The following is a 13,054-nucleotide window of genomic DNA, read 5'->3' on the forward strand; positions in this document are numbered from 1 at the left end:
CACAACTTATTTAAACCGTTCAGCGTACTCATACTACGGTAATGGAAAAGATTAAACTAAATATAGTTGGATTATCATATAGCCATACGAGTAGGGGAGCCTATGTGCTTTTGCTAGGAGAAGAGGATGGTAATCGCAGAGTTCCAATTATCATCGGCGCTCCAGAAGCACAGGCTATTGCGATAGAATTGGAGAAAATGACTCCAAACCGACCGCTTACGCATGATCTGTTTAAAACATTTGCAGATAATTTCGAGATTACTCTCGAAGAAGTGGTAGTGTACAACTTGGTCGAAGGCGTATTCTTCGCCAAGTTGTATTGCCGCCAAGGTGATAATACCATCGAAATTGACGCCCGAACCTCAGATGCCATTGCTTTGGCAGTGCGTTTCAATAGCCCAATCTACACCTATGAATTCATTCTAGCTTCTGCTGGGATTTTTGTTGAAAAAGGTGAGGAGAAAAAAGAGGGGGAAGACTCGGCCAAAGCTGTAGAAAAAGAGGAGGTAAAAGAGGATGTGTCCGTAGAAGAACTCGAACAGCAGTTGGACGAGGCACTGAGAACAGAAAACTATGAAAAGGCCTCTAAGCTCAGGGATAAAATAAACAGTATCAAGGGAAATGAAAGCGATAATTAATTGCGCACTACTTTTAACCATTTTCCTCTCTGCATGTAATTCTGAGCCCAAATTTTCCATAGCTGGTTGCTGGAATACCAAGGAAATTACCCAAGGAAATGTTGCTGCTAAGCAAGTAGCTGTAGGTGATAATTTATGCCTGAATACAGATAGCTCATTTAGCTATGTTTTGCAGCGAGAAATGATTTATGCAACAGGTAACTGGAGACTTACCAAAGATTCAGTGCTAATTCTTAATTACGATTATCTTCCTGGTGATTTTGGAGTGGACTCAGTGGCGGTTAAAGATTCGGGTTTATTGGTTTACTATCGCGGTAAAAGGGTGGTTAAACGCATAGGTGTTTCGCGGAATTTAACTAAGGACAAAGATTTTGCTGGAATTTACGAGGCTTCTAAAAATATTAGTAGAACCGAACGTGAATATACCATCGAAATGCTGAACGAAAACCAGCTTCAATTTTCGGAGAAAGGCATCCTATTCTCCTACAGTAAAAACTAGGCCCAATAAAAGGGTATATATATCTTTAGGGTATGAGACAATACTTAGATCTACTCCAGCACATTTTGGATAACGGAGTTGATAAAGGAGACAGAACCGGAACAGGAACAAGAAGCGTTTTTGGTTATCAAATGCGCTTTAATCTGCAAGAAGGTTTTCCGGTGGTTACCACTAAGAAATTACACCTTCGCTCAATTATCCACGAATTACTTTGGTTTTTACAAGGGGATACGAATATTAAATACCTCAAAGAAAATGGGGTAAGTATTTGGGATGAATGGGCCGATGAAAATGGAAATTTGGGTCCAGTTTACGGTTACCAATGGCGCTCATGGCCAACTCCAGATGGAAGAAAGGTTGATCAGATTGTAAATTTGGTAAATGACCTGAAAAATAATCCAGACTCCAGAAGACATATTGTTTCGGCTTGGAATGTGGCTGATATAGAAAACATGGCGCTGCCACCTTGCCACTGCTTGTTTCAGTTTTATGTAGCAAACGGAAAGCTCTCCTGCCAACTTTATCAGCGGTCAGCAGATGTTTTTCTTGGTGTGCCATTTAATATAGCCTCCTACGCCCTGCTTACTATGATGCTCGCTCAAGTGTGCGGTCTAGAACCGGGAGATTTCGTTCATACCTTCGGAGATGCCCACCTATACAGCAATCACTTCGATCAAGCCAAACTTCAACTTTCAAGGAGTCCTTACCCGCTACCAACCATGAAAATCAATCCAGAAGTAAAGGATTTATTTGAATTTAAATACGAGGATTTTAGTCTAGAGAATTACGTTTGCCATCCACACATTAAAGCACCTGTTGCAGTATGAGGTTTTTAGCAATGATTGCGGCCGTTGGTACCAACAATGTTATTGGGTCCAACAACGACTTAATGTGGCATTTGCCCAATGACTTTAGGTTTTTTAAAAAGACAACTACCAATAGAGTGGTAGTTATGGGAAGAAAAACCTACGAATCTATGGACCATGCCTTGCCGCATCGCTATAATTTTGTTCTTACCAATAATAGAGAATGGAATAAAGAAGATGCTCGGGTATTCTCTCAGGTAGATGAGATGTTCGAACACGCTTATAAAATAGATAAAACCCCTTTTGTAATTGGTGGGGCGCAGATTTATAAGCAATTTCTTAATAAGGCTACCCATTTATTCATTACAAGGGTAGATTTTTCAAAGGAGGGAGAGGCTTATTTTCCAGAATTCAGCGAATCCGATTTTGAGCTTTTAAAGGAACGTAAACATCCAAGCGATGAAAAACATGCATATCCTTTTACCATTCAAATTTGGCAACGTAGAGGGGTAACTCCTAAAGGTGAGGAACTAGATTTTCTAAACCAACAGATCGAGAACCTTTAATTAGGATATTCTTACCCGAAAAATCATTTAGATTGTTTTCACCTTCTACCAACGCTTTCCAGGTTGGATAGTATCCAAGAGTTTTTGGGTTAGAGATCCCGTTGAATTCAGCTCCGATCAAAAAATGCGGTATTTCAAGGCTGGATAATAAGTCAGCAATCTCCTCATGTTCTTTGCTGCTGTTTTCACCGCCTTCTTTCATTGCACCGATAATGGCTAATTTTTCCCCTTTAAATTTCGCGAAACTTCTAATCGCATGAGAGACTGAAGTTGGGTTGGCGTTATATGCGTCTAGAAATAACTTGTTTCGTTTACCTTGAGCAAGTTGTGACCTTGAGTTTTCAGGTTGGTAGGATTCTAAACCCTTTTTAATAGTGCGCAAATCCATTCCAAGGTAAGCACCAATGGTGGCTGCAGCAAGAACATTGTCGGAGTTGTATTCTCCAATAAGTTGAGTTTCAACTTCTATTTTTTGACCATCAATGTTAAGGGCGCCGGTTAGCATGGGGTTTTCATTTTCAATAGGTGAAAATTTATAGTTGCTTTCCGCCCCGTACAAAATGATGCGTTGGTAATTATTTTTGGCCTTGGCTAAGAATGGGTCGTTGTTATTTATAAAGCAGAATCCTTCAGGCTGATTGTTTATAAAGTCAAAAAGCTCCCGTTTAGATCTGTCCACCCCTTCAATGCTTCCAAATCCCTCGAGATGTGCCTTTCCTATATTGGTAATTAAGCCATGAAGAGGTTTGGCAATGCTGGCCAATAATTCGATTTCCTTTGGGTGATTAGCACCCATTTCTACGATTAATATTTCCGTTTCGGCTCTGCACGATAATAAGGTTAAGGGTACCCCAATATGATTATTTAGGTTGCCCTTGGTACATTGAACGCTAAAGTTCTGTTTTAAAACCGAGAACAGTAGTTCTTTAGTGGTTGTCTTGCCATTGCTTCCGGTAAGCGCAATAACTTTTGGGTTTAGCTGTATACGGTGATGGGTAGCTAGTTCTTGTAAAAAAGTTAATACGTCAGAAACCAAAAATGTTTTATCCGAGGTAGCGTATTCCGGTTCATCTATTACCGCTGCAATAGCACCTTGCTCAAGAGCCTTAGCGGCAAACTTGTTGCCGTTAAAATTAGGCCCCTTAAGCGCGAAAAATATTTTGTTGGTTAAATCGTCTCTTGTATCGGTAGAAACACCGTTAGACTGAAGAAAAAGGTTATAGACTTTAGATATCATAAACAAAAAATCCCGCCACTAAGGACGGGATTTTTATCAATTATTTGAAGTGTTTATTGCCTACTTTCTTTGACCACCTTGAACTGGGTCTCCAAGTCTAGACATAGCACATCTAAATCCAATTTTATTGCTAGACATTCTTTCATCTAAGAATCTTCTGGTTGCTGGAGAACAGTAATACGCTCTATCTGCCCAAGACCCACCTTTGTATACTCTAGCTCTATTGTCGATTAGAGAAGTTTGTTGCCAGTGGTACATAGATTCTTTTTCACCATACTCCCCTGGAGTAGCGTAGTCGATAGAAGAATATAAGTCTCCATCTTGATAGTCGATATTGTCAGACTCCTTGTAATTAATTCTTCTGGTGTTTTCTTCAACCTTAACATCTCTCATTCTTAGTTGTCCAGGAACGTTTGTAACGTGATCTGATAATCCATCTAAAAGAAGTGGAGAAATTACAGTTTCAGAATCTTTAATTAAGTCAACAGCCTCTTGAATTTTCTCGTTAGCTGCATCGCGTTGTCTCTTGTTATAAAGATCAACAGCTTCTTCACCCATTGTCACTAAAGTGTTCATTAATTGCTCTTCTTCTGGGATGATGGGTACACCACTAGAAGCAGCATCTTCTTGTGCTTTAGTTTGGAAATCTTGGAAGAACTTAAGAACGTTTTCGGTATCGTACTCAACAATGTCGTATTTGTCTTGAACTAATCCGTCGCTTGTTAAAACAGGAGTACGGTATACATTACCTCTAAACGGGTTAAGTGCATCTGCATCTTCGCTAGTAAGAGGTCTGTACACGTCCATTACCCATTCTGAAACGTTTCCGGCCATAGAATAAAGACCGTAGTCATTCGGGAAGTACTTGTATACGTTAGCAGTAATATCTGCACCATCGTTAAGTGCACCAGCGATACCCATTAGATCGCCTCTACCACGAGTAAAGTTATCGTTGATATCACCTAGGTAGTTTCCAGAAGCATCATCGTTACGGATAAAGTTTCCGCTCCAAGGGTAAATTTTTCTGTTTTCAATACGCTCGTTGAAAGACTCACCAATTAAACCAAGTGCAGCATATTCCCATTCTGCTTCGGTAGGAAGTCTGTAGTCTGGAAGGAAAATTCCATCCTTAATTCCAACGTTTCTAAACTCTTTATTAGGATCGTATGCTGGAAGACCTTCTTTTCTTTTCCCAGATTCATATTGACCAGCTAAATATGCATCGGTGCTAAAGTTGTCGTCGTTAATCTGGTTAGGATTGTTTTCGAATAAACCTTGCTGAATAAGGATGTTTTCGTTTACACGGTCAGTTCTCCACTTACAGTAGTTGTTTGCTTGTAACCAAGAAACACCAACTACCGGGTAATCTCTATACGCTGGGTGACGTAGGTAATACTTTACGTGCGTTTCAGCGTAACCCAATTTAGATCTCCAAACCAGAGTATCTGGTAAGGCATTGGTATAAATTTCTGGATAATCAGCTCCGTAAACTCTTGATAGCCAGTATAAATATTCTGTCCAAGCAAGGTTGGTAACCTCTGTTTCGTCCATATAGAAAGAAGAAACTGTAACCTTACGAGGTTCATTGTTCCACTCGTAGTTAAGATCGGTCTCAGTTCTACCCATCACAAAAGAACCACCTTCGATGAAAACTAAACCTGGTCCGGTTTGTTGCTCATCAAATTCTGGTTTCTCAAATCCTCCCGCATCAGGATCGTTGTATGCTGTACCTGTAGTTTGAGATACTTCTCCACCACAAGACGCCATGAATATAGCAAAGCTAAATATCCCGAATCCTGCTAATAATTTTCTTCCTGGCATATCAAAAAGGTTTTCTTCTAAATGCTAAATTACGAAATAACTAAAGTGATAACTAAAAAGATGGACAGCTTATTGTTCTAAATCTTCTTTTTTGTGGGGCGCAGTCTAACTGAATCCCTAAAGAAAGCTCGTGCGAACCACCAGATTGTGTGGTTAAACTAGACACTGTTACATCATAGGAGTATCCGAATCTGATTACATCAGTTTGTACACCTGCTAATAGAATGAAAGAATCTTTAGATCTAATCCAAACCCCACCAACAATAGGGCCTTTGGTTAAATACATACCATAAAGTAACTGCTTGAAATCGCCCTGTAATTGGTACATAATATTTGGCGAAATGAAACTTGCGTTGGCTTTATTGTAGCTATCTCCTATTCTAAACTTACCTCCTGCGTGTACTGTGTACTTTCTAGGAAGCGGAGATTTACTAAGGATTAAGCTTTCGTTTGGTTCTGTTAAGTGATGCACTGCAATACCAGCAAAAAAGTTTTCGCTAAAACCTAAAATCCCGGCAGAGAAATCAGCATTTGATACCTGACCACCACGCTTTGTATCCTGCGTTTCGTAGATAAATCCTTTTCTAGGATCTATCATATCTCCAAAAGTTAGCTTAGACCAATCTAGCCCAAGTTGAAAAAATGAAGCTTCAATCCCCGCTTTCATCGCAAATTCCCTTGAAAGGTTAAATGTATAGGCGTATTGAAGGCTAGCTCTGTATGTAGTTAAAGTTCCATTTCCAGCATTATCTCTCATTAATTGGATTCCTGCCCCTCCGTAAATGGCGGGGATAAATTGGTCGTAAGAGACGGTTTGGGTAACAAAAGTACCCGGTATGCTAGGCCATTGGTTTCTATAGTTAGCAATAATCCTAGGACATTTTGCCGATCCAGCAAACGCTGGGTTTAGATAAAGTGGGTTTGCGTAAAACTGCGTAAACTCCGGATCTTGCGCCTTCACCTCTTGGAACCAAAGTCCCCCTAAAAACGTAAGTATAAGAATCCGGATTAAGTACTTCGACATAAACCTATTGTTAATTTTGTTGACGGTAAATAGCTTAAAATATTTCGGACTTCAGGCCGTTACTTTGAGCGTAGCAACGAAAGTACGGCAATTTTCTCTTGTAAAAGTTGTCAAGATATCAATGATAAATTAAAATGCTAAGAATTTTTAAAAAGCTAACATTCATAATAATCTCCTTTTTTCCGCTACTGGCTGTTAATATGTCCGTTTTAGCTAACAGTTTGGATAAGTGGGGAAATCCTTTCGTTGAAAGGTTTATAGATGGTGATGAGGGGTATAAAGATGCGCAAAGAAAATCGAATCACACCTCTGTTTTATCCTCTGGAAATTGGGCGAAATTAAGGATTTCTAAATCTGGAATACACGGTATCTCCTACAGCTTCTTACTTAATAATGGATTTATTAACGGCCCCATTGAAAGCTCTAAAATAGGAGTTTTTGGATTTGGTGCTTCCTTTTTAGATTACAGTAGCTCAGTGTCTAGACCAGCTGATCTTCCGGAATTACCCATAAAAATGTTAGACGGAGGCGATGGGGTTTTCGGTCCTGGCGATAAATTGTACTTCTATGCCGATGGACCAACCAAATTAGCAATTAACAATGGTTCTCCTGTTCATACTTCTAACACTTTTTCCAGATCTAGCTACTACTTTATCAGCTCAGATAAAGGAACGGGTAAAAGATTAGAGAGCAACTTCGAAACCGCTCCAAATAATGTGGTAGCTAGCATGGACAGCTACGTTTATTACAGTTTTCATGAAAGAGATCTTGAAAATATTGGAAGAACGGGAAGAAGAATGTACGGAGAGGCTTTTGAGTTTGTCCAGAATCAGACTTTTTCAATTCCTACAAAGACTTCAGTCGATGGCGCCCAGGTTAACCTCAGAATAGCAGGGGCATCTCATAGTAAACTTGCTACATCTACTTTTAAATTCAATTTCTTGGGAAGGGAAGAAACGGTAACTTTATCTTCCATCTCATCTGGATCTTACGATTTGGCGCATCGCTTTGTAAAAGATTATAACCTGCAAAACATTAATAATAATGCGCTTAATGTAAATATTGAACTCATTAAAGGTTCTGGGGATGTTAAAGCTTGGTTAGATTATATCGCTATTAGCTACCCTTCTCGAGAATTGCCTTTAGCTGGTACTCCTATGCTAATTGCTGGAACCATCTCTGATACTGGGGTAATCCTTTTACAAGATTTTCTTAATCCTAACTCAGAATATTGGGATATATCGGATCCAGTAAATCCAAAAATTATTGCGGAATTTGATAACAATGGATTCAATTCTTGGTTCATTTCAAATAATAAAACCAACAAAATTGTCGCCTATGATGGGGTGAATAGCCTCAATCCAATATGGGAGGGTAGAGTACCAAATCAAAATATCCACGAAATCGCCGAGGTAGACTATATTATAATACATCCTACTTCCCTTCAGGCTCCAGCTAACCGCTTGGCTTCTTTCCACCAAAGCAGAGGACTTGATGTGGTAACAGTGGATGTGAATAAGATATACACGGAGTTTTCTTCTGGTGCTAAATCCGATATCGGAATTCGAGATTTCCTAAGATACGTTTGGAAAAAGGATACAGATAAATTGAAGTATGCGTTGCTATTAGGAGATGGATCTTACGTTAACCTGGATGGGTTCGAGGAGAATACCAACTTGCTTCCTACATACCAGTCAGCCAATAGTGAGCGAGAAACATCGTCTTATGTCTCCGATGATTTTTATGGAATGCTTGAAGATTTGGAAGGCGGAGACCAAGGGATTAATCCAGTTCCTGGAAGTAAAGACATTAGGAGATCGGATATGGATATAGCCATTGGTCGTTTTCCTGTTACCACGGTGCTACAAGCCAATCAGCTTATCGATAAGATAGAGCGCTATACCTTAGGGTCAGCCGACGAGATTTATGGAGATTGGAGGAATTTAACGGCCTTTGTTGCCGATGATTTAGACGGAAATTTTGCCCCAACCGAAGACTTCCACGTAGAAGATGCCAACATATTAACCGAGTGGATTACGGATAACTACCCAGAATTTTATACGCATAAATTTTATATGGATGCCTATCCACAAGTTACTACTCCAGGAGGATCAAGATATCCAGCTATTAATAAGTTGATTAAAGATAGAGTTCAAGACGGTTTGTTGCTGCTTAACTACACTGGACACGGAGGTGAAGTAGGCTGGGCGCACGAGCGTATTTTGGATATCGGTACCATAAATGGCTGGACCAATAGTTATAAAATGCCCATAATGGTTACGGCAACCTGCGAGTTTAGCAAGTTCGATGATTACGACCGCGTTTCGGCTGGGGAGCTATGTTTACTTAATCCAAATGGTGGGGCAATTGTAATGTTGAGTACAACAAGAATTGTGTATGCTGACGATAACTTTAGGCTAAACCAAGATTTTGTAGAGCAGTTTTTCTCGCGGGCCAATTCAACTGGTGTTGTTAGAATTGGAGATGTTTATAAAGACTCCAAAAGACAGTATGTAGCATCTTCATCGGTAGGGATAAATCATTTAAACTTTTCTCTTTTGGGAGATCCCGCATTGGAGATTGCTTTCCCTAAACATAAGGTAGTAACGACAGAAATAAATGATAAGCCTCTTAATTCGGATACTTTAAGTGCGCTATCAGTAGTGAAATTAAAAGGGGAGGTAAGAGATCATCAAGACTTAGTGCTAACTGATTTTAATGGTGAAGTAGAGGTTCAAGTATTCGATAAAGCCATAACCCAGCAAACCTTGGGGAATGATAATCCCTCTTTAAAGAAGAGTTTCAAGGTTAGAAACTCGCTGATATACAAAGGGGTGGCATCAGTGAATAACGGGGAGTTTGAAATAACCTTTGTGGTACCAAAAGATATCCGTTTAAACGTGGGTGCTGGTTTAATTCAGTACTATGCAAAAAGTGAAAACGCAGATGCAAACGGAGCCTTGAAGAATATAAATGTAGGGGGAATATCCAGTAATCCATTGGTAGATGACCAAGGGCCGCAAATTGATCTCTATTTAAATAATCTCGATTTTGTTTCAGGCGATGCAACTGGGGAAAATTCCAATTTATTAGCCTTCTTGTCGGATGAATCTGGAATTAATACCACCGGAGCAGGAATTGGCCACGACATTATAGCCTTTATCGATGGGGATATTAAAAATGCAATTACGCTCAACGAGTTCTACAAGGCTACTTTAGATACTTATAAAGAAGGTACGATATCCTACCCCTTAGAAGGGGTTTCGGAAGGAAGCCATACTCTAACATTAAGAGCCTGGGATAGTAACAATAATCCAGGGGAAGCCAAAATAAACTTCCTGGTTCGCAATTCATCTAAGCCATTTTTAGAAGAGCTCTTGGTTTATCCAAATCCGGCGGCCGATAGAGCTACTTTTGAGTTTACCCATAATCAAGGGGGATATGCCAGCGAAGCAACGCTAGAAGTTTTCGATTTAATGGGTAGAAGAGTAGCTGGAAAGATTTGGAAATTAGAACCTCAGGAAAAAGGTACGGCTACCTATACGTGGGAAATAAAAAGTAGCGGTTCCAACACAATAAATCCTGGAACCTACGTTTATCGAGTTACTTTAAATTCGGAGTCCGGTGAAACGGCGGTTAAAAGTTCAAAATTGTTGATTGTTCGATAACGCGCTTTAAAAGGTCAACGAATAATCAAAAAACTATATTTGCAATCCAATCAAACAATAATGAGGATACTAAGTACGGCGATACTTTTTTTACTGGTATTAACATCCTACGGTCAAAATAGCCAAAAACAGGAAGAATTTAGAGACGCATTTAACGCAATAACTACCGCAGTTCCTGTATTAAATATAGCACCAGATTCTAGATCATCTGCAATGGGTGATGTAGGAGTTTCTACCACTCCAGATGTAAACTCAATTCACTGGAATCCTGCCAAACTGGCTTTTTTAAACGACGATTTCGGAATTTCTCTTTCCTACGTACCTTGGTTAAGAACCTTTGTGCCGGATATGAATATCGCGTATTTATCTGCATTTAAGAAGATAGATAAGACCAGTACACTAGGTGCCTCTTTGCGTTATTTCTCTATGGGAAATATTGTGTTTACGGATCAATCGGCTAATAGAACCGGAGAATTTACACCAAACGAGTTTGCTTTTGATGTGGCTTATGCTCTAAAAATGTCTGAGTATTTTTCTACGGGTGTGTCTTTAAGATTTATTTACAGTAACCTTACTGGAGGGAATCAGTCTTCAGGGTCTGATACCAAGCCGGGGACTGCATTTGCTTTTGATGCATCATTATACTATACCAGTGATGAGTTTCAGATTTCGGATATCGACGCTAAATTCCGTGGAGGTCTAAATTTCTCTAATATTGGTAATAAGATTACCTACAACACAGGAGGGGCAAGAGATAAAAACTTCCTGCCAATGAATATGAGACTTGGTGGAGGGATAACCTTGGAGCTGGACCAGTACAACGATCTTACTTTTAACATTGAAACCAATAAACTTTTAGTGCCTACACCTGGTGGAACACTAGATACTTCTTCTGCTGATGTGAGTGTGGCTACTGCTGTATTTGGATCGTTTAGTGATGCTCCGGGTGGAACAAGAGAAGAATTGCAAGAATTTAATTTAGGATTTGGAGTTGAATACAACTACGACGATAAATTAGCTTTCAGAACTGGATTTTTTCACGAGCCACAAAACAAAGGGAATAGACAATACATTACAATGGGGGCTGGTTTAGCTTACTCTATGTTACAGTTCGATTTGTCTTACCTGATTCCTACTCAGCAAAACTCACCATTTGCGAATTCTTTAAGAATTACCATTAGCGCTCTAATTGATAAGAAGTCTTCGGAGGATGAAACTCCACCTACACTGAATTAATGGATTTTAGAGTTGGATTTGGATACGATGTACATAGATTGGTGTACAATCGGCCCTGTATAATTGGGGGAGTAGAAATTCCTTTTTTCAAAGGCCTATTGGGGCATTCTGATGCGGATGTGTTGCTTCATGCAATTACCGATGCATTGTTAGGTGCCCTGGCGTTAGGTGATATTGGAACCCATTTTCCTGATACGGATCCTAAATATAAAAATGCCGATTCTGCTGTGCTACTTAAGGACGCATACGTTTTGGTAGGGGAAAAAGGTTATGAGCTAAATAATCTAGATGCCACCGTGGCTGCACAGTATCCAAAAATGAAGCCTTATATCCCACAAATTAGGGAGAGAATAGCCTCACTCTTGGATGTTGAAATGGATAGAATTTCCATAAAGGCCACAACAACTGAAGGCTTGGGATTTGTTGGTAAGGAGGAAGGAATCGCAGCCTACGCCAATGTTTCTGTAATTTCTAGATAAGATTTAGCCCCAAAGGGTATTACCTTAGGCTTATATTCTATACTTTTGGCTCACATTTTATTGGGAATATGGCCAAGAAAAAATCTGTTGTAAAAGAAATCACCATTGATACTTACAAGCGTTGGTACAAAGAAATGTACCTTATGCGTAAGTTCGAGGAGAAGGTAGGGCAGTTATACACCATGCAAAAGTTTGGTGGATTCTGCCACTTATATATTGGTCAGGAGGCCATTTTAGCAGGTGCAGTAACTGCTATAGAACCTACTGACAGAATGATTACTGCGTATAGAGATCACGCGCATCCACTGGTTTTAGGAACAGATCCTAAAAAAGTAATGGCCGAGCTGTTTGGTAAGGCGACGGGAACCAGTAAAGGAAAAGGTGGTTCTATGCACTTCTTCGATAAGGAGAGAAACCTGTTTGGTGGGCATGGAATCGTAGGTGGTCAAATAGGTTTAGGTGCTGGAATTGCATTTGCCGATAAATACCGCGACGAAAAGCATGTAACCCTATGTTTTATGGGGGACGGAGCAACACGTCAGGGTATTTTGCACGAGACCTTTAACATGGCCATGACCTGGAAGTTGCCAGTAATTTTCATTGTAGAGAATAACAACTATGCAATGGGAACTTCTGTGGAGCGAACTTCTAACGTTACCGAGCTTTCTAAGCTAGGTGATGCCTACGATATGCCTGGTTTTGGGGTAGATGGTATGAGTTGTGAAGCGGTTCACCAAGCCATTGGAGAGGCTGCGGATAGAGCAAGAAAAGGAGAGGGACCAACCCTTTTAGATATCAAAACTTACCGATATAAAGGACACTCAATGTCCGATCCTCAAACGTACAGAACCAAAGAAGAGGTTGAGAAGTACAAAGAGCAAGATCCAATCGGAAAAGTGCAAAACCACTTGTTAAAAGAAAAGGCAATGACCGAGGCTGATATAAAGGCCATTCAAAAGGAGGTTAAGGCTTTGGTAGAGGAGTGCGTTAAATTCGCGGAGGAGTCTCCAGAACCAGATCCAAGCGAATTATTCGAAGATGTATATAGCGAACCAGATTATCCATTTGTAACGAGATAAG

Annotated in this window: 11 protein-coding genes; 8 read left to right on the forward strand and 3 right to left on the reverse strand. The window is 39.9% G+C overall.

Annotated elements, in window-relative coordinates:
* The first annotated feature begins 41 nt into the window (after window positions 1-41).
* The 4 genes from FRX97_RS08305 to FRX97_RS08320 are packed head-to-tail and all read left to right on the forward strand — an operon-like array spanning window position 42 to window position 2,509.
* Window positions 42-638 (forward strand): bifunctional nuclease family protein, encoded by a 597-nt coding sequence (locus FRX97_RS08305; protein ID WP_147014742.1) that lies wholly within the window; start codon window positions 42-44, stop codon window positions 636-638.
* Window positions 622-1,137 (forward strand): hypothetical protein, encoded by a 516-nt coding sequence (locus tag FRX97_RS08310; protein WP_147014743.1) that lies wholly within the window; start codon window positions 622-624, stop codon window positions 1,135-1,137. The genes FRX97_RS08305 and FRX97_RS08310 overlap by 17 nt, the downstream gene beginning before the upstream one ends.
* Window positions 1,138-1,169: 32 nt before the next feature.
* A complete protein-coding gene (locus tag FRX97_RS08315; RefSeq protein ID WP_147014744.1) occupies window positions 1,170-1,964 on the forward strand; it encodes a thymidylate synthase in 795 nt (264 codons plus the stop codon).
* Complete coding sequence (locus tag FRX97_RS08320) at window positions 1,961-2,509, forward strand: dihydrofolate reductase (RefSeq protein WP_147014745.1); 549 nt, start codon at window positions 1,961-1,963, stop codon at window positions 2,507-2,509. Before FRX97_RS08315 ends, FRX97_RS08320 begins: the two co-directional genes overlap by 4 nt.
* Here the strand turns inward: FRX97_RS08320 and FRX97_RS08325 are convergent.
* The 3 genes from FRX97_RS08325 to FRX97_RS08335 are packed head-to-tail and all read right to left on the reverse strand — an operon-like array spanning window position 2,460 to window position 6,591.
* Window positions 2,460-3,746, reverse strand: a complete 1,287-nt coding sequence (locus tag FRX97_RS08325) for a UDP-N-acetylmuramoyl-tripeptide--D-alanyl-D-alanine ligase (protein WP_223266595.1) — start codon at window positions 3,744-3,746, stop codon at window positions 2,460-2,462. The two genes, FRX97_RS08320 and FRX97_RS08325, sit on opposite strands and share 50 nt — an antisense overlap.
* A gap of 60 nt (window positions 3,747-3,806) precedes the next feature.
* Window positions 3,807-5,567, reverse strand: coding sequence for an SUMF1/EgtB/PvdO family nonheme iron enzyme (locus FRX97_RS08330; protein ID WP_147014747.1), 1,761 nt, complete (start codon window positions 5,565-5,567; stop codon window positions 3,807-3,809).
* 52 nt (window positions 5,568-5,619) lie between these two features.
* Window positions 5,620-6,591 (reverse strand): PorP/SprF family type IX secretion system membrane protein, encoded by a 972-nt coding sequence (locus FRX97_RS08335; RefSeq protein WP_147014748.1) that lies wholly within the window; start codon window positions 6,589-6,591, stop codon window positions 5,620-5,622.
* Window positions 6,592-6,791: 200 nt separating this feature from the next.
* Between FRX97_RS08335 and porU the strand changes: the two genes are divergently transcribed.
* From porU to pdhA, 4 genes are all read left to right on the forward strand, one after another.
* A complete protein-coding gene (gene porU, locus FRX97_RS08340) occupies window positions 6,792-10,259 on the forward strand; it encodes a type IX secretion system sortase PorU (RefSeq protein WP_170227081.1) in 3,468 nt (1,155 codons plus the stop codon).
* 60 nt (window positions 10,260-10,319) lie between these two features.
* Window positions 10,320-11,495 (forward strand): type IX secretion system outer membrane channel protein PorV, encoded by a 1,176-nt coding sequence (gene porV, locus FRX97_RS08345; RefSeq protein ID WP_147014750.1) that lies wholly within the window; start codon window positions 10,320-10,322, stop codon window positions 11,493-11,495.
* A complete protein-coding gene (gene ispF / locus FRX97_RS08350; RefSeq protein WP_147014751.1) occupies window positions 11,495-11,974 on the forward strand; it encodes a 2-C-methyl-D-erythritol 2,4-cyclodiphosphate synthase in 480 nt (159 codons plus the stop codon). The genes porV and ispF overlap by 1 nt, the downstream gene beginning before the upstream one ends.
* A gap of 68 nt (window positions 11,975-12,042) precedes the next feature.
* The gene (gene pdhA / locus FRX97_RS08355) at window positions 12,043-13,053 is read left to right on the forward strand and encodes a pyruvate dehydrogenase (acetyl-transferring) E1 component subunit alpha (RefSeq protein WP_147014752.1); all 1,011 of its coding nucleotides are present in this window, start codon (window positions 12,043-12,045) and stop codon (window positions 13,051-13,053) included.
* Window position 13,054 lies beyond the last annotated feature (1 nt).

Origin of the sequence: Luteibaculum oceani (assembly GCF_007995015.1) — a bacterium.
Lineage (GTDB): Bacteria > Bacteroidota > Bacteroidia > Flavobacteriales_D > Luteibaculaceae > Luteibaculum > Luteibaculum oceani.

Bases quoted from the DNA above. Each gene is read 5' to 3' on its own strand.
- ispF (WP_147014751.1), top strand. From the start codon at position 11,495: ATGGATTTTAGAGTTGGATTTGGATACGATGTACATAGATTGGTGTAC.
- pdhA (WP_147014752.1), top strand. From the start codon at position 12,043: ATGGCCAAGAAAAAATCTGTTGTAAAAGAAATCACCATTGATACTTAC.
- porV (WP_147014750.1), top strand. From the start codon at position 10,320: ATGAGGATACTAAGTACGGCGATACTTTTTTTACTGGTATTAACATCC.
- FRX97_RS08305 (WP_147014742.1), top strand. From the start codon at position 42: ATGGAAAAGATTAAACTAAATATAGTTGGATTATCATATAGCCATACG.
- FRX97_RS08315 (WP_147014744.1), top strand. From the start codon at position 1,170: ATGAGACAATACTTAGATCTACTCCAGCACATTTTGGATAACGGAGTT.
- porU (WP_170227081.1), top strand. From the start codon at position 6,792: ATGTCCGTTTTAGCTAACAGTTTGGATAAGTGGGGAAATCCTTTCGTT.
- FRX97_RS08310 (WP_147014743.1), top strand. From the start codon at position 622: ATGAAAGCGATAATTAATTGCGCACTACTTTTAACCATTTTCCTCTCT.
- FRX97_RS08320 (WP_147014745.1), top strand. From the start codon at position 1,961: ATGAGGTTTTTAGCAATGATTGCGGCCGTTGGTACCAACAATGTTATT.
- FRX97_RS08325 (WP_223266595.1), bottom strand. From the start codon at position 3,746: ATGATATCTAAAGTCTATAACCTTTTTCTTCAGTCTAACGGTGTTTCT.
- FRX97_RS08335 (WP_147014748.1), bottom strand. From the start codon at position 6,591: ATGTCGAAGTACTTAATCCGGATTCTTATACTTACGTTTTTAGGGGGA.
- FRX97_RS08330 (WP_147014747.1), bottom strand. From the start codon at position 5,567: ATGCCAGGAAGAAAATTATTAGCAGGATTCGGGATATTTAGCTTTGCT.